Source organism: Hydrogenophaga sp. YM1, assembly GCF_016903055.1.
GTDB lineage: Bacteria > Pseudomonadota > Gammaproteobacteria > Burkholderiales > Burkholderiaceae_C > Hydrogenophaga > Hydrogenophaga borbori.
In genome coordinates this window covers 4,288,016-4,304,578 of the sequence record NZ_CP070223.1, presented here as the reverse complement: position 1 = coordinate 4,304,578, position 16,563 = coordinate 4,288,016, and the positions used below count along the sequence as shown (strand labels likewise).

At 68.9% G+C, this 16,563-nt stretch carries 16 protein-coding genes; 14 read left to right on the top strand and 2 right to left on the bottom strand.

Annotation, left to right across the window (positions count from 1 at the left end; all coding sequences use genetic code 11):
- On the top strand, positions 1–957 hold the full coding sequence (locus JNX00_RS20245; RefSeq protein ID WP_204745107.1) for a PDR/VanB family oxidoreductase: 957 nt from the start codon (positions 1–3) through the stop codon (positions 955–957).
- 10 nt (positions 958–967) lie between these two features.
- On the top strand, positions 968–1,693 hold the full coding sequence (locus tag JNX00_RS20240) for a dienelactone hydrolase family protein (protein WP_204743489.1): 726 nt from the start codon (positions 968–970) through the stop codon (positions 1,691–1,693).
- Between the two features lie 29 nt (positions 1,694–1,722).
- Here JNX00_RS20240 and JNX00_RS20235 read toward each other — a convergent pair whose 3' ends face one another.
- Both JNX00_RS20235 and gloA read right to left on the bottom strand, forming a co-directional pair.
- Positions 1,723–2,334: a glutathione S-transferase N-terminal domain-containing protein gene (locus JNX00_RS20235; RefSeq protein ID WP_204743488.1), complete on the bottom strand. Its 612-nt coding sequence runs from the start codon at positions 2,332–2,334 to the stop codon at positions 1,723–1,725.
- Positions 2,335–2,343: 9 nt separating this feature from the next.
- A complete protein-coding gene (gene gloA, locus JNX00_RS20230) occupies positions 2,344–2,781 on the bottom strand; it encodes a lactoylglutathione lyase (RefSeq protein ID WP_204743487.1) in 438 nt (145 codons plus the stop codon).
- 147 nt (positions 2,782–2,928) lie between these two features.
- On the opposite strand from gloA, the gene JNX00_RS20225 reads away from it, so the two are divergent.
- From JNX00_RS20225 to JNX00_RS20170, 12 genes are all read left to right on the top strand, one after another.
- A complete protein-coding gene (locus JNX00_RS20225) occupies positions 2,929–4,062 on the top strand; it encodes an epoxide hydrolase family protein (RefSeq protein WP_204743486.1) in 1,134 nt (377 codons plus the stop codon).
- A gap of 68 nt (positions 4,063–4,130) precedes the next feature.
- Positions 4,131–4,688 (top strand): MarR family transcriptional regulator, encoded by a 558-nt coding sequence (locus JNX00_RS20220; protein WP_204743484.1) that lies wholly within the window; start codon positions 4,131–4,133, stop codon positions 4,686–4,688.
- A 207-nt stretch (positions 4,689–4,895) separates the two neighbouring features.
- Positions 4,896–5,942, top strand: coding sequence for a TRAP transporter substrate-binding protein (locus tag JNX00_RS20215; protein ID WP_204743482.1), 1,047 nt, complete (start codon positions 4,896–4,898; stop codon positions 5,940–5,942).
- A gap of 52 nt (positions 5,943–5,994) precedes the next feature.
- Positions 5,995–6,480, top strand: coding sequence for a TRAP transporter small permease (locus tag JNX00_RS20210; RefSeq protein ID WP_070399313.1), 486 nt, complete (start codon positions 5,995–5,997; stop codon positions 6,478–6,480).
- Between the two features lie 66 nt (positions 6,481–6,546).
- The gene (locus JNX00_RS20205; RefSeq protein WP_070399314.1) at positions 6,547–7,833 is read left to right on the top strand and encodes a TRAP transporter large permease; all 1,287 of its coding nucleotides are present in this window, start codon (positions 6,547–6,549) and stop codon (positions 7,831–7,833) included.
- Between the two features lie 33 nt (positions 7,834–7,866).
- Positions 7,867–9,321: an NAD-dependent succinate-semialdehyde dehydrogenase gene (locus JNX00_RS20200; protein ID WP_204743480.1), complete on the top strand. Its 1,455-nt coding sequence runs from the start codon at positions 7,867–7,869 to the stop codon at positions 9,319–9,321.
- A gap of 27 nt (positions 9,322–9,348) precedes the next feature.
- Positions 9,349–10,770, top strand: coding sequence for a Rieske 2Fe-2S domain-containing protein (locus tag JNX00_RS20195; protein WP_204743478.1), 1,422 nt, complete (start codon positions 9,349–9,351; stop codon positions 10,768–10,770).
- A 20-nt stretch (positions 10,771–10,790) separates the two neighbouring features.
- On the top strand, positions 10,791–11,753 hold the full coding sequence (locus tag JNX00_RS20190) for a PDR/VanB family oxidoreductase (RefSeq protein WP_083293173.1): 963 nt from the start codon (positions 10,791–10,793) through the stop codon (positions 11,751–11,753).
- A gap of 90 nt (positions 11,754–11,843) precedes the next feature.
- Complete coding sequence (locus JNX00_RS20185) at positions 11,844–12,617, top strand: GntR family transcriptional regulator (protein WP_070399317.1); 774 nt, start codon at positions 11,844–11,846, stop codon at positions 12,615–12,617.
- Positions 12,618–12,651: 34 nt separating this feature from the next.
- Positions 12,652–14,109: a sulfatase-like hydrolase/transferase gene (locus tag JNX00_RS20180; RefSeq protein ID WP_204743476.1), complete on the top strand. Its 1,458-nt coding sequence runs from the start codon at positions 12,652–12,654 to the stop codon at positions 14,107–14,109.
- A 12-nt stretch (positions 14,110–14,121) separates the two neighbouring features.
- Positions 14,122–15,759 carry a GMC family oxidoreductase N-terminal domain-containing protein gene (locus JNX00_RS20175; RefSeq protein ID WP_204743474.1) on the top strand — a complete coding sequence of 546 codons (1,638 nt, stop codon included), beginning with the start codon at positions 14,122–14,124 and terminating at the stop codon, positions 15,757–15,759.
- Entirely contained in the window at positions 15,760–16,563 is an 804-nt protein-coding gene (locus tag JNX00_RS20170; protein WP_204743472.1) for a TSUP family transporter, read from the top strand.

Below are 16,563 nucleotides of genomic sequence, written 5' to 3'. Positions count from 1 at the left end.
ATGCAGGCTTTGCGGTTGCGCGTGGCGCGCAAGTCCCGGGAGGCGGTCGGCGTGGCCGCCTTCGAATTGCGCTCGATCGATGGTTCGGCGCTGCCGCCGTTCACGGCTGGCGCGCACGTGGATGTGCTGTTGCGCGACGGCCTGGTTCGCCAGTACTCGCTGTGCAATGCGCCCTGGGAGCGCGATCGCTATGTGCTGGGCGTACAGCGAAAGGCCGACTCGCGCGGCGGCTCCGTCGCCATGCACGACGAGGTGCATGAGGGGGCCATCGTGGGCATCGGCCTGCCGCGCAACCTGTTTGCGATGGCGCCGGCGAAGCGATCGCTGCTGTTTGGCGCGGGCATTGGCATCACCCCCTTGCTGTCCATGGCCGAAGTCCTGCACGCGAGCGGGCAGACCTTCGAACTGCACTACAGCGCGCGCTCGCCCGAGCAGGCGGCGTTTCGCGAGCGGCTGGCCACCGCAGCCTACGCCGATCGCGTGCGCTTTCACTTCAGCGCGGGCCCTGGTGCCAACCGGCTCGAACTGCCACCGCTGCTGGCCACGCCCGATCCGCAGGCGCGGCTCTATGTTTGCGGCCCCCCTGGCTACATCGGAGACATCACCGACTTTGCCGCCGCGCACGGCTGGCGCGCGGACCAGGTGTGCGTCGAGCGGTTTGGCGCCGCCACCGCCAGCAGCGAGGGCGATCCGGCCTTTGACGTCGTGCTGGCGCGCAGCGGGCGGCGCTTCACCATCGCGCCGGGTCAGGCCATTCACGAGGTGTTGCTCAGCGAAGGCGTGGACGTGCCGCTGTCCTGTGAGCAAGGGGTCTGCGGCACCTGCCTGACGCGGGTGCTGTCCGGCGTGCCGGACCATCGCGACAGCTTCCTGGACGCCAGCGAGCGGGTGCGCAACGACTGCATGACCGTGTGCTGCTCACGCGCGAAATCGCCGGAGCTGCTGCTCGATCTTTGATCTACGTTCCATGACCGAAGCCGACATCGACATTCCCACCGCCGACGGCGCGATGAACACCCGCGTGGTGTCGCCCGCCGGCGCCGGTCCGCATCCGGTGGTGCTGTTCTATATGGACGCCTTTGGCGTGCGCGAGGAGCTGCACGAGATGGCGCGCCGCCTCACCGCCGAGGGCTACTTGGTGCTCTTGCCCAACCTCTATTACCGCGAGACGCGCCGCTTCGTCATGAAGCCCGGCGAAGAGGGCATGAGCGAGATGCGCGCCATGATGGGGCGGCTGGACATCGGTGCCGTCAACCGCGACACCCAGGCCTTGCTGAACGCCCTCGAGACCCTGCCCGCTGCCGATGCGCACCGCGTGGGCGCGGTGGGTTACTGCATGAGTGGGCCCTTCGTGTTCGCGGCGGCCACCGAGTACCCGGACCGGATCGCCGCCATTGCGTCCATCCACGGCGCGAACATGGTGACCGAGCGTACCGACTCGCCGCACCGCATGGCCGAGCGCTTGCGTTGCGAAGCCTATGTGGCCTGTGCCGAAGTCGACAGATGGGCATCGGCCGCCGACATGGCGGTGCTGGACAGTCAGCTGCGGGCCAGTGGCGCGCCGTACCGGCTGGAGTGGTACCCGGGCGCGCAGCACGGCTTCGTGTTCCCTTCGCGCAGCGGCGCCTATGAGCGCGAGAGCGCCGAACGCCATTGGCAGCGCCTGTTCGATCTCTTCGGGCGCCGGCTCTGAACGGCTGGGGCGCGCCGCGCCCCAGTCCTTCAGCCCACGCGTCGCAGCGCAGGCCGCCCCGCCACGGCCTGAAGCCAGCGATCGATGGCCGGCGTGTCGCCGAGTTGGCCGTCCGAGAGCTGCTTCACGCGCTGCAGCCAGCCCGCCGCCGAACAGAAGGTAGGGATGTCCGCGATCGAGTACTCGCCACAGATGTACTCGTTCGCCTGCAGACGCCGCTCCAGCACCTTGAACAGGCGCACCGCCTCGGTGGTGAAGCGCTCCACCGTTCCAGGCACTTTGTCGGGCAGGTCCGCGTAGTGGTGCAGCTGCGGCAGCGTGCCGCCCACCGAGCCCGTGCCCCAGACCAGCCAGGCCAGAACGTCGTAGCGTTTCGCACCCGCCGCAGGCAGCAGCCTTCCGCTTTTTTCCGCCAGGTAAGTGAGGATGGCCGCCGTCTCGAACACAGGCACCTCGCCATGCGGCGTGTGGTCCACGATGGCGGGGATCTTGTTGTTCGGCGAGATCGCGAGGAAGGCGGGGTCGAACTGCTCGCCCTTGGTGATGTCGATCTTGCGCGTGTCGTAGTGCTCGCCGGACTCCTCCAGCATGATCTGCGCCTTGCGGCTGTTCGGGCCGGGGTAGGTGTAGAAGGTGATCACGCCCACTCCTCAGCCGGCCACGGTTTTGGAATCGATCAGCTCGATCTTGTAGCCGTCTGGGTCTTGAACAAACGCCAGGTGCAGCGTGTCGTTCTTCATCGGCCCGGCCTCGCGAACGATGTGAGCGCCCTTGGCCTTGAGGTCCGCGCAGGTGGCGTAGATGTCGTCTACCGCGATGGCGATGTGGCCATAGCCGCTGCCGAGCTCGTAGGGCTTGTCCTGGTCCCAGTTGTGGGTCAGCTCGATGACCGCGTGGTCGATCTCGGCGCCATAGCCCACGAAGGCCAGGGAGAAGCGGCCTTCGGGGTAGTCCTTGCGACGCAGCAGCTTCATGCCCAGCAGGCGCGTGTAGAAGTCCAGCGACCGCTCCATGTCCTTCACGCGGATCATGGTGTGCATCACGCGGTGCCGGGGCTGGTGGCCCGGCGTCGTTCCCGTCTGGCTCATGTCTGTCTCCATTCAATGGAGGAAGGCCGGATGGACAGCCTTCCCGTGGGTGGTAATCACCTCTTGATGTTGCAATTGCAACGTTGAGGTGGCAACATTATGCGAAGAATTCCAACGATCGCCAACCACCTTTTCGAGGAGACACGCATGGCCATGGCCGTCCCGTTCAAGCACGTCACCGAGGAAGCCACGCTGGATCGCATCGCGCGGCAGGTGGCCGACTACCGCTGGCCGCGCACGCCCGCGGGCGCCAGCTGGCCTCAAGGCGCCGATCCGGCGACCATGCGGTACATCGTTCAGCGCTGGCTCGAAGGCTTCGATTGGCGCGCGCAAGAGGCCAGACTCAACGATCGGCCGCAATTCCAGGCGAGCGTGGCCGATCTGCGCTTGCATTTCGTGCACCAGCAGGCCGCGGCGCAGGCGGGGCGCCTGCCGGTGCTGCTGATGCACGGGTGGCCGGGCTGCTACCTCGAGTACCTCGATGTCGCGGACCGGCTCGTGGCCGCCGGCCACGACGCGGTGGTGGTGTCGTTGCCCGGCGCGGGGCATTCGGACGCGCCCGAGCAAGCCATGGGCCCGCGCGCCATGGCGGGCCTGATGCACCGCCTGATGACCGAGGTGCTGGGCTACCCGCGCTACCTCGCGCATGGCGCCGACTGGGGCTCCCTCATCGCGGGCTGGCTGGGCTTCGAGCATCCGCAGGCGTGCGCGGGCGCGCACATGACCATGGTGAGCCCGCGCTTCGTTGCCGGCGCGGCAACCGCGCCTCAGGAACAGCAATGGCTGGCGGCCTTTCGCGAGCGCTTCGAGGACGACGGCGCCTACTTCCGCCTGCAGACCTCGCGCCCGCTCACCGCGGGCTATCTGCTCAACGACAACCCGGTCGGTCTGCTGGCCTGGATGCTGGAAAAATTCGCCGCCTGGGGCGACCCGGCCGAGGCGGGCCAGCCGGTGGCTTTCCAGACACCCGAGCGCGCCGACCGCTTGCTGCGCAACGTGATGCTCTATCTGGTCACCGGCAGCGCGGCCACGTCCACCTGGATCTACCGTGGCCTGGCCAGCGAAGGCCCGCCCGGCTACCCCGGCGGTCAGCGCGTGGAGGTGCCGGTGGCGATCGCCGCCACGCGCGATCCCATGTTCCAGTTGCCGCCGCGCAGCCTGGTGGAAAAGGCCTATCGCGTCACGCGCTGGACCGAGCTGGCCGGTGGCGGGCACTTTCCGGGCTATGAAGTCCCCGACGCGCTCAGCGAAGACATCCGCGCATTCGCCCTCGGCCTGTGAGGGCTCCGGGCGCCGCTGGGTCAGCTTGTACAGTACGTCCCTGTTGAATCCACGCTAGGGACTACTGAATGGCAACGTCGGTGAAAAAGGCCGCCACGGACCAGAGCAAGAAGAAGCGCGAGGTGCTCAATCTTGCCTACTACGTCACCTACTTCTTCACGGTCCTCGCGAACAAGCTGTCGAGCGGCGCCTCGCGGCTTTACCTCAAGCGCTTCGGCATCGGGATCATCGAGTGGCGGGTGATGGCCATGGTCGCGATCGAGCCCGACATCGCGCCGGCCCGCATCACGCAGATCATCGGCCTGGACAAGGCCTCGGTGAGCCGGGAATCGCGCCGGCTGGAAGAGAAGGGTTACCTGGCCGTGGCCGAAGACCCGAGCAACCAGCGCCGCAAGCTGTTGAGCCTCACGCCCCTGGGCTACGAACTGCACGACCGCATCATTCAGGTGGCGCTGGAGCGCGAACGCCGACTGTTGTCGGACTTGAGCCCCGATGAGGTGGAAACCCTGGTGGACCTGCTGCAGCGCACCACCGCCAAGATCCCCCACGTCAACGAGTTCGACCCGGGCTCAACGGCGGCGGCCACCACCAAGCCGCGGCACCGCAAGAACACCATGATGCGCTGAGCCAGCCCCCGCCGCTGGCTCGGTCCAGGCCGGTCGCCCCCTTGGCGATCGGCCTTTTTTTAGGCCTCTTATCGATGTAAGTGCCAGCTTCCTGGCATGACCTGGTGCTAGGGTTTTCCCGATCTTCTTCAGAGCTATGGTCCTATATAGTTCATTGCAGTTGGCGCAGACCAACGCACCCATCCACCACCAGATCCAGGAGACAAGATGTCCAGCACATTCGCTCGAAGGGCGGCCTTGGCCGCCCTCGCCACCGCCGGGGCGCTGGTCGGCGGCCTGTTCGCCACCGCGGCCTCGGCCCAGGAAATCACCATCAAGTACGCCAACGTCATGGCGCCGGCGCACGACACCAGCAAGGGCGTGGACAAGTTCGCCGAACTGGTGGCGAAGAAGTCCAACGGCCGGATCAAGGTGCAGCACTTTCCGGGCGGCCAGCTGGGCAGCGACAAGGAAACCTACGAGGCTGCGCAGCAGGGCCTGCTGCAGATCGCCGGCGGTTCGTACGCCAACCTCGTCACCATCACCCGCGCCTTCGAGGTGCTGCACCTGCCCTACATCTTCGACAGCCGTAGCGAGGCGCACCGCGCGCTCGACTCGGCCAAGGTGCGTGAGGCCATCAACAAGGAACTCGACCAGGTCGGCCTGCGCTGGTTGATGACCTTCGAATTCGGCTTCCGCGACATCAACACCACCAGCAAGAAGGTACTGGAGCCCGGCGACCTGGGCGGCCTGAAGATCCGCGTCTCACGCTCGCCCACGGAGGTGGGTGGCGTGAAGGCCTTCGGCGGCACGCCGGTCACCGTCGACTGGCCCGAGGTCTACAACGCGCTGCGCTTCAAGGTGGTCGATGGCGAAGCCCAGCCCTTCGGCACCATGGTCAGCGCCAAGCACCACGAGATCATCAAGGAGCACCTCGAGCTCGACTGGCAGTACTACGGCTTCGTGGGAATGATCAGCACCAAGCAGTGGAATGCCTATCCGCAGTGGGCGCGCAAGGTCATCGAAGAGGCCGCGACCGAAGCGGAGCAATACCACCGCCGCATCTGGGCCGAGGAAGACGAGAAGGCGAAGGCGGCCTACCTCAAGGCGGGCGGCCAGATCACCGTGCCCACGCCGGCCCAGCGGGCCCTCTGGGTGAAGGCGGGCCAAGGCATGTGGGGGTCGTCCGGCATCGACAAGTCGCTCATCGACCTGGTCCGCGCCGAGGCCACCGCCACCGCGCCGGCCGCCAGCGCCACCACCGCCGCCAAGTGAAGTCGCGCCCCGCCTGGTGTTCGGGCGGGGTGTCACCCTAGGGATACGCCCCATGGAAAAGCTGCTCGATCGCGCCACCGCCGCGCTGGTGGCCCTGCTCGTTGCGACGATGGTCGCCGTCATCCTCGCCTCGGTCTTCACGCGCTACGTGCTCAACGACCCGCTGAGCTGGGCCGAGCAGGTGGCCAAGTACCTGATGATCTGGGCCGCCTTCCTGGGCGCCAGCATCGGCATCAAGGAGGGCGCGCACATCGCGGTGACGGTGCTGGTCGACGTGTTGCCGCCTTCGCTGCAGCGCATCTGCTCCTACCTGGGGTACGCGCTCACCGCGGCCTTCCTGTCGGTGGCGCTGTACCAGGGTGTGCTGTTCACGAACAAGGTGCGGCCGCACTCGGATCCGCTGGTGTGGGAGATGAGCATGGCCTGGGCCTATGCCGCCATTCCGGCCGGCTGCCTGCTCATGCTGGTGCAGTTGGCCTTCGTGTTCTTCAAGGGCGACGGCGGCCAGAAGATGTCGTCTACCGCCAGCATGACATGAGCCCGGCGCGCCCCCTCGGCCCGGTGCCCCTACTTCCCTTCATTCCTGTCTGACACGAGGTTGCTCATGGGTGCCACCCTGATGCTGACGTTCCTGGGCGTGCTCGCCATCGGCGTGCCCGTCGCCTTCGCCCTGGGCATCGCCGCCATGGTCATCTTCACGGTGATCAACCCTTCGCTTCTGGCCCTGGTGCCGCAGCGCATCTTCACCGGCATGGACCTGTTCGCGCTGGTGGCCGTGCCCTTCTTCATCCTCGCCGGCGAGCTCATGGGTGGCTCGGGCATCCTCGACCGCATCATGGCCTTCTCGCGCATGGTGGCCGGCGGCATCCGCGGCAGCGTGGCGCAGGTCACCATCCTGGTGAGCATGATCTTCGGCTGGATCAATGGCTCGGGCGTGGCGGGCGCCAGCGCCGTGGGCTCGATGATGATCCCCACGGCGACCAAGCAGTACGGCAACGCGGGCTTCGCCTGCGCTGTCACCGCCTGCGCCTCGACGGTGGGGCCCATCATTCCGCCGTCCGTGCCGATGATCATCTACGCCCTGGTGGCGCAGAACGTCTCGGTGGGCGCGCTGTTCGCCGCGGGCGTGGTACCGGGCCTGCTGATCGGCCTGGGGATGATGGCCATCGTGTACTTCATCGCGCGCCGCCGCAACTACCCGGCCGACGGTGGCCGCTACACACTGGGCCAGCGCTTCGTGATCTCGCGCCAGTTCCTGGTGGCCCTGCTGCTGCCGCTGATCATGGTGGGTGGCATCGTCTCCGGGGCCTTCACACCGGTGGAGTCGGGCGCCATCGCCGTGCTCTACGCGATGCTGGTGGGCTTCTTCGTCACGCGAACCCTGGACCTGAAAGGCCTCTACGCCGCGCTGCGCAAAACCGGGGTGATCTCCTCGGTGGTGTTCCTGATGATGGGCGTGGCCAACGTCGCCGCCTGGATCATGACCACCGAGCAGGTGCCGCAGGCCGCGGCCGAGGCGATCCGCGCGTTCACCGACGACCCGCTGGTCTTCCTGCTGCTGGTCAACCTCATCCTGCTGATCGTTGGCTGCCTGTTCGACACCGTGGCCGCGATGGTGATGTTCGGCCCCATCCTGATCCCCATGGCCGAAGCCTTCGGCATCGACCCGCTGCACTTCGGGGTGATCGTCTGCATCAACCTGATCATCGGAATGGTCACGCCTCCGGTGGGCATCTGCCTGTTCGTGGTGTCAGGCATCGCCAAGACGCCGATCGAGCGCGTGGTAAGGGAGAGCCTGCCGTTCCTGTTCTGGCTGCTGGCGGTGCTGGCCATTGTCACTTACCTGCCGCAGAGCTACCTGTGGCTGCCCCGGCTGATGGGCTACGCCTGAGCGGCCTTCCTTCACGCCCTTGCCCGATTCAACATGAACGACAACGCCTATCCCTCAAGCCTCGAGCTGCTGGTGGCTGGTCAATGGCGCGGCCTGGCGGGCCGCGACAGCCTGCCGGTGGTCAACCCCGCCACACAGCAGGAAATCGGCCGCCTGCCCGTTGCCACCGATGCGGACATCGACGACGCACTGGCTGCCGCGCAATCGGCCTTCGAATCCTGGTCGCGCACCAGCGCCTGGCAGCGCGCCGCCGTGCTGCAACAGGCCGCCCGGCTCATCGATGCGCGGCGCGATCGCATCGCCACCCTGCTGACGCTGGAGAACGGCAAGCCGCTGGCCGACGCGCAGGGCGAGATCGACCGCGTGCTGGAGGCGCTGCAGTACTGCGCCGAAGAGGCCAAGCGCGCCTACGGCCGCATCCTGCCGCCGCGCGCGCCGCTGCTGGTGCAGTCCACGGTCAAGCGCGCCATCGGGCCGGTGGCCGCGCTGGTGCCGTGGAACTTCCCGGTCTTCCTGGCGGCGCGCAAAGTGGCGGCGGCGCTGGCCGCGGGCTGCACGGTGGTGCTCAAGCCCGCGGAAGAGACCCCCGCCGCTTGCGTCGAGCTCGTGCGCGCCTTCGTCGACGCCGGCGTGCCCACGGGCGCGCTGAACCTGCTCTATGGGGTGCCGGCGCAGATTTCGCAGCGGCTGATCGCCTCGCCCGTGATCCGAAAAATCTCCTTCACCGGCTCGGTGCCGGTGGGCCGGCTGCTGGCCACGCAGGCCGCGCAGCACCTCAAGCCCTGCACCATGGAGCTGGGTGGGCACGCGCCGGTGATCGTGTTCGACGACGTGGACGTGGACAAGGCCGCGCGCGCCTGCGTGGCCTTCAAGTTCCGCAACGCCGGCCAGGTCTGCCTGTCGCCCAGCCGCTTCTATGTGCAGTCGGGCGTGCAGGAGGCCTTCACGCGCCGCTTCACCGAACTGGCCAAGGCCATTCGCGTGGGCGACGGCCTGCTGCCCGACACGCAGATGGGGCCGCTGCAGAACGCGCGCCGCCTGGAGGCCGCCAGCCGCCTCGTCGAACAGGCGCACGGCGAAGGCGCGCGCGTCGAAACCGGCGGCGGCCGTCTGGGCCGCCAAGGCTTCTTCTTCGCGCCCACCGTGCTGAGCCAGGTGCCCGCCAGCGCGCGCATCTTGGCCGAGGAGCCGTTTTGCCCGGTCGCGCCCATCGTGGGCTTCGATACCTTCGACGAGGCCATCGCCCAAGCCAACGCCACCGAATTCGGGCTGGCGGCCTACGCCTTCACCCAGCGCCTGGACCGCGCCGCCGAGTTCACCGAGCGCATCGAGGCAGGCTGGATCGGGGTCAACAGCTTCACGCCCTCGCTGTCGGACGCGCCCATCGGCGGCATGAAGGACAGCGGCCTCGGCTACGAGGGCGGCCCTGAGGGCCTGGACGCCTACCTGCACATCCGTTTCATCAGCCAGGCCAACGCGCTGGCCTGATCGATCGACTTCATCAGGAGAACACACATGACCAACACCGCCAAGGCCCAACCCCTGCGATTCACGGGCTACCAGCAACGCAACAAGCCTGGCCCTGACCTGGAGCTCACCAGCACCGAACCCGGCACGCCCATGGGCGAGTACATGCGCCGCTACTGGCAGCCGGTGTGCCTGTCCGAGGAACTGAAGGACGTGCCCAAGGCCATCCGCATCATGAGCGAGGACCTGGTGGTGTTCCGCGACAAGAGTGGTGACATCGGCGTGATGCACCGCCACTGCTCGCACCGCGGCGCTTCGCTCGAGTACGGGATCATCGCCGAGCACGGCATCCGCTGCTGCTACCACGGCTGGCACTACGGCATCGACGGCCGACTGCTCGACGCGCCGTGCGAGGCCGATCCCACGCGCCTGAAGGAGACCGTTTGCCAGGGGGCCTATCCCGCCTTCGAGCGCTACGGCCTGGTCTTCGCCTACATGGGCCCGCCGGAGTCGCAGCCGCCGTTCCCCGAGTTCGACAGCTACGGCTTTCCCGCCGATACCAAGCTGGTGCCGTTCTCCAACATCTACCCCTGCAACTGGCTGCAGGTGTACGAGAACATCATGGACCACATGCACACCGCCGTGCTGCACAACAAGATGGTGGTGGACGGTGTGGACGCGGCGGTGGCCGACGGCGTCTCGCTCGAAGGCTTCGGCGACATGCCCGTCATGCAGTGGGAGCCCACCCGAACGGGCAATGGCTGCGTCTTCGTGGCTGGCCGGCGCTTGCCCGACGACAAGGTCTGGGTGCGCATCACCGAGATGGTCTTCCCGAACTACCTGCAGATCGGCTCCCTGCTGCCGACCGCCGCGCGCGAGCGCCACGGCACCTCGGGCTGTACCCGCTGGAACGTGCCGGTGGACGACGAGCACATGATCATCTTCGGCTACCGCCACTTCAACAGCACCGTGGACCCGGACGGGCTCGGGGTGGAAGCCGACTGCGGCGTCGACAAGATCGACTTCCTGGAAGGCCAGACCGGCAACCGCAGCTACGAAGAAGGCCAGCGCGCCCCGGGCGACTGGGAGGCCCTGGTGAGCCAGCGCCCCATCGCGATCCACGCCCTGGAGCACCCCGGCAGCTCCGACGTGGGCGTGTACCTGTGCCGCAAGCTGCTGCGCGAAGCTGTGCGCGGCAAGGCCTCGCCCGACCCCTTGTACGAGCGCCTGACCGCCGAGGGCCGCAGCCTGCCGCTGTACGCGCAGGACAGCGTGCTGCACGCCGCGGAGCTGCCGCGCGCCGAGGACCGCAAGCTCGTGCTCTCGCTCGGCAAGCGCGTGCTCGACATCATGCGATCGGCCGACGATCTGCCGACGCCTGCCCAGCGCGACGCCTTCGTGCGCGAGCAGCTCGACCGCATCGACGGCGGCCTGCAGGCGCTGGGCCAGGCCGAGACCCAGGCGGGCTGACCTCAAGCAGGAGCCGTTCCGTGAAGCTGCGAGTCCGATCCATCACGCACGAGGCCGAGGGCATCCTGTCCTTCGAACTGGTCGACCCGGCCGGCGCGCCGCTGCCAGCCTTCGAGGCCGGCGCGCACCTGGACGTGCGGGTGCCTGGCGCCAGCATGTCGCGGCGCTATTCGCTGTGCGGCCCCACCGGGGACACGCGGCACTGGCGCATCGCCGTGCTGCGGGTGACCCACAGCCGCGGCGGCTCGCGCGCCATGCACGAGCGCGTACGCCCCGGCGATCTGCTGGAGGTGTCCGGGCCGCACAACTTCTTTCCGCTGTGGGAGCAGGCCGAGCGCAGCCTGCTGCTGGCCGGCGGCATCGGTGTCACGCCGCTGCTGGCCATGCTGCACCGCCTGCGCGCGCAGGGCCGGCCGGTGGTGCTGCACTACTGCTCGCAGAGCCCCGAGCGTACGGCGTTTCGCGAACTGCTTGAGCCGCTGGTGGACGAAGGCCTGGTCCACTTCCACCACGACAACGGCGACCCGCGGACCGGGCTCGACATCGAGGCCCTGCTGCGGCCGGTACCCGATGGCACGCACCTCTACTACTGCGGGCCGGGCGGCTTCATGCAGGCGGTGCAGCGGGCCAGCGCCCACTGGCCCGAGGGCAGCGTGCACTGCGAGTACTTCGGCGCCGAGCCGGCGGCGCCCGCGCCCTCGGCGGCGCCCGGCGAAGGGGATGGCGACGGTGTGCCGGTGCGGCTGTTGCGCTCCGGTCGGACCCTGCAGGTGCGGCCGGCGCAAACGCTGCTGCAGGCCTTGCGCGAGGCCGGGGTCGATTGCGCCAGCTCCTGCGAAGCCGGTGTCTGCGGCACCTGCCAGGTGGCCTACCGCGACGGCACGCCCGAGCACAACGACCTCATCCTGAGCGAAGAAGAACGCGCCTCGCAGGTGCTGGTGTGCTGCGCCCGCGCCCGCGAACCCTTCAGCCTGGACATCTGAGCACCGGCATGATCCGCACGGCTTTCCACACACGATCCGCACCCGGGCATGGGGCCCGGGCACACGCCACCAAGAAGGGAGGGGCGCGCCATGAGCACCGTTGAAGAATTCTTCCAGGTCCTGCAACTGCCCGACCGCAGCGGCCGACCCAAGTACCAGCGCCTGGCCGACACGCTCGTGGACGCGATCCGCCAGGGCCTCTGGCGACCCGGTGACCGCCTGCCGCCCGAGGAGGAGCTGACCCAACTCACGCCGTTCAGCCTGGGCACGGTGCAGCGCGCCCTGCGCGACCTGTCGGAGCAGGGCCTGGTGATCCGCCAGCACGGCCTGGGCAGCTTCGTGGCTGACCCGCCGCGCGAGCTGCAGGACCCCTGGCACTGCCGCTTCGTCGGCGACGACGGCGAAACCCTGCTGCCCATCTTTTCGCAGGCGGTGGCCCGCGTCGCGGTGCAGGGGCAGGGGCCCTGGACGCGCCACCTCGGCGTGGAGGCCGAGGTCATGCGCCTGGACCGCGTGATCATCGTCAACGACGAATTCCGCATCTTCAGCCGCTTCTATGGCGACCGCCGCGTGCTGCGCCACCTGTGGGAGATGCCCATGGAGGAGCTGCACGGCGCCAACTTCAAGAAGGTGATCGTGCGCCAGTGCCAGCTGCCCATCACCGAGATCACGCACTGCGTGAGCACGCGAACGTTCGATGACGAGGCCTGTGAGCGCATCGCCATGCCCGCCGGCACCAGCGGCCTCTACATGTACGCGAGCGCCTACGCCGGCCGCGAGCGCTGCGTCTACTTCCAGGAATTTTCGATCGCGCCCAACGGGCGATCGCTGCAATTTCCCGAGACCACCGTCTCGCCGTTCTGACCCGACCGACCCCCTTTCCCGAGGCAAGACCGCCATGAAAACCCCCGCCCGCAACCTGATCGTCATCATGTCCGACGAGCATTCGCCCAAGGCCCTCGGCTGCTACGGCAGCGAGATCGTGCGCACGCCGAACCTGGACGCGCTGGCTGCGCGCGGCACGCGCTTCTCGGCCGCGTACTGCAGCAGCCCGGTGTGCATTCCCGCGCGCGCCTCGTTCGCCGTCGGCAAGTACATCCACCAGGTGGGCTACTGGGACAACGCCGACGCCTACGACGGCGCCATCCCGAGCTGGCACCACCACCTGCGCGAGCGCGGGCACGACGTGGTCTCGATCGGCAAGCTCCACTTTCGCAAGACCGGCGAAGACCACGGCTTCAGCGACGAGATCATCCCCATGCACATCATCGAGGGCAAGGGCGACCTGATGGGCCTGGTGCGCAGCGAACTGCCGGTGCGCAAGGGCGCTTACAAGATGGCACGCTATGCCGGCCCTGGCGAGAGCCAGTACACCTTCTACGACCGCGAGATCACCGCGCGCGCCCAGGTGTGGCTGCGCGAGGCGGTGCGCCGCGAGTCCGACAAGCCCTGGGTTCTGTTCGTGTCGCTGGTGGCGCCGCACTTCCCGCTCACCGCGCCGCCCGAGCACTACTACCACTACTACGAACAGAACCTGCCCATGCCCAAGCTCTACGAGAAGGGCGAGCGGCCCACGCACCCCTACCTGGTCGACTACGCGCGCAGCTTCAACTACGACGACTACTTCGACCGCGAAACCGTCAAGCGCGCGGTGGCCGGCTACTACGGCCTGTGCTCCTTCCTCGACGAGAACATCGGCAAGATCCTGCGCACGCTGGAAGAGACCGGACTGGCCGACAGCACGCGGGTGATGTACACCTCGGACCACGGCGACAACATGGGCACGCGCGGCCTGTGGGGCAAGTCCACCATGTTCGAGGAGACCGCCGGCGTGCCGCTGATCATGGCGGGCGAAGGCATCCCGCGCGGGCACACGGTGGACACGCCGGTCAGCCACGTGGACGCCTACCCCTTCATCCTCGACGCCGTGGGCCACACCGATCCCTCGCTGCGCGAGGGCTACCCCGGCGTCTCCCTGTTCGACACCGCCGCTGGCGCGGTGCCCGACCGCAACGTGCTGGTCGAGTACCACGGCATGGGCTCCACCACCGGCGCCTTCATGATCCGCCACGGCCGCTACAAGTACGTGCACTACATCGGCTATCCGGCGCAGCTGTTCGACCTCGAAACCGACCCCGAGGAGCTGAACGACCTGGCCTCCAACGGGCGTTACGCGGCCGTGCTCGACGAATGCCACCAACGCCTGCTGCGCGTGTGCGATCCCGACGAGGTGGACCGCCGCGCCAAGGCGCGCCAGGCCGAGCTGCTGGCGCAGAACGGTGGCCGCGAGGCGGTCATCGAACGCGGCGACCTGGGCTTCACGCCGGCGCCGGGCGCCGTCATCGCGTTCGATTGACGGGGGCCGGGCATGAGCGACCAGGGCTATGACTTCATCGTTGTCGGCGCGGGTTCGGCCGGCGCCACGCTCGCCTCGCGCCTGGCCGAACGGCAGCGCGGCCGGGTGCTGCTCGTGGAGGCCGGTGCCTCGCGCGAGCGCGACTTCTGGATCCGCGCGCCCATCGGTATCGCGCGGGTGGTGGGCGATCCGCGCTATGTGTGGACCTTCCGCACCGAAGCGCAGAACGCCCTGGTGGGGCAGAACGTGTACTGGCCGCGCGGGCGCATGCTGGGTGGCAGCAGCGGCGTCAACGGCACCATCTACGTGCGCGGCGAAGCGGACGAGTTCGACCATTGGCGCGAGCTGGGCTGCGAGGGCTGGGGCTACGCCGACCTGCTGCCGTACTTCCGCCGGCTGGAGACCACGGCCGTGGGCGACGCGGCCTACCGCGGGCGCGAAGGCCCGGTGCACGTCAGCACGCTGGGCGACATGCGCGATCCCTTGTCCGATGCCTTCCACGCCGCCTGCGTGAGCGCCGGCATTCCCGCCAACCCCGACTACAACGGCGAGCGCTACGAGGGCGTGGGCTACCTGCAGCTCAATACCCGCCACGGCCAGCGCTGCGACACGGCCACGGCCTACCTGAACGGGCGGCGCGCCGAGCACCTGCACGTGGTCACCGAGGCCACGGTCACGCGCGTGCTGTTCGATGGCCGCCGCGCGGTGGGCATCGAGTACCTGCAGGGCGGCGAGCGCCGCCAGGCGCGGGCGGCGCGCGAGGTGATCCTGTCGGCCGGCCCGATCAAGTCGCCGCAGTTGCTGGAGCTCTCGGGCATTGGCCAGGCCGAGCGCCTGCGCGAGTTGGGCATCGGCGTGGTCCATCACCTCGCCGGCGTCGGTGAGAACCTCATCGACCACGTGCAGACGCGCGTGACCTACGAGGCCAACCGGCGCGTCGGGCTGAACCAGGTGGTGGGACACCCCATCCGCCAGACGCTGATGGGCCTGCGTTACCTCACCACGCGCAAGGGCCTGATGGCCACGCCCGCCTTCACCATCCACGCGCTGGCGCGCACCGCCCGCGATCGGCAGCTGGGCCGCACCCGTCCCAGCGTGAAGATCCAGCTCGCCCAGCTGAGCGGCAACGCCCGCTTCGAGATGACCACTGGTGGCACGCCGGGCGCCATGCTGGACGACTACCCGGGCTTCTCCATCGGCTGCTTCCAGCTGCGCCCGCGCTCGCGCGGCCAGGTGCACGTGGCCAGCGCGGACGCGATGGCCGATCCCGTCATTGACCCGCGCTACCTCACGCACGAGGACGATTGCGCGGACGTGGTGGCCTCGGTCCGCCTGGCGCGCCAGGTCGCGTCGCAGCCGGCGCTGGCCGGCTTCATCGTGCGCGAGACGCGCCCGAGCGAGCAGGCGCGCAGCGATGACGAGCTGCTGGCCTACGTGAAGAAGTCCGCCGCGACCTCCTTCCACCCCGTGGGCACCTGCCGCATGGGCGCCGACGAGCAGGCCGTGGTCGACGCCGCGCTGCGCGTGCGCGGCGTCGACGGCTTGCGCGTGATCGATTCGTCCGTGATGCCGACGATGCCTTCGTCGAACACCAACGCGGCGTCCATCATGGTGGGCGAGAAGGGGGCCGACCTGGTCCTGGGGCGCTGAGTGCCGCCGGGGCTGTCCGAGCTGGCGCCGCTCGCCTGGCCCCACGCGCCCTGGCTGCTGCTCCTGGCGGTGCTGGTGTCCTTCGTGGCCGGCGTGGTGCGCGGCTTCGCCGGCTTCGGCTACTCGGCGCTGGTGGTGGCGGCCTTGTCGCCCTTCGTGCCACCGGGGCCGGTGGTGGTGGCGGTGCTGGTGCTCGAGGTGCTGGCCTCGCTGCGCGTGCTGCGCCAGGCCGGGCCTTTGATGGACCGGGGCTGGCGCGACGCCCTGCTGGGCGGCAACCTGCTGTTCGTGCCGCTGGGCATGGCCGGCCTGGCCTGGCTGGACCCGGGCGTGGTGCGCGTCGTGGTGGCGGCCCTGCTGCTGGCCGGTGCGCTCGGCGTGCGCCTGGTGATCGGTCGCCGGCTACAGGCCACGGTCTCGCTGCGCGCCACGGCGGCCGCGTCCTCGGGCCTGCTGAACGGCTTCGCGGCCTCGGGTGGCATCGTGGCGGCGCTGCTGATGGCGGCCACGGGCATGCCGGCGACCACGCTGCGCGCCACCATGATTAACCTGCTGATGTGGATCAGCGCCTACGCCTTGCTCTGGGGCGCGGCGCTGTCCTTCGTGGGCCGCTCGCCGTTGTTCGGCGCGCAGGCCCTGGGCTGGCTGCTGTTGCTGTGGGTGCCCCTGCTGGCGGGCATGCGCGTGGGCGGCCGCGCCTTCGAGCGCACAGACGCGCGGCGCCAGGCGCGGCTGGTGCTGGACGTGCTGATCGGCGCCGCCGCGCTGGGGCTGCTGGTGGCCTGCCTGGCCCGCCCCGCCTGA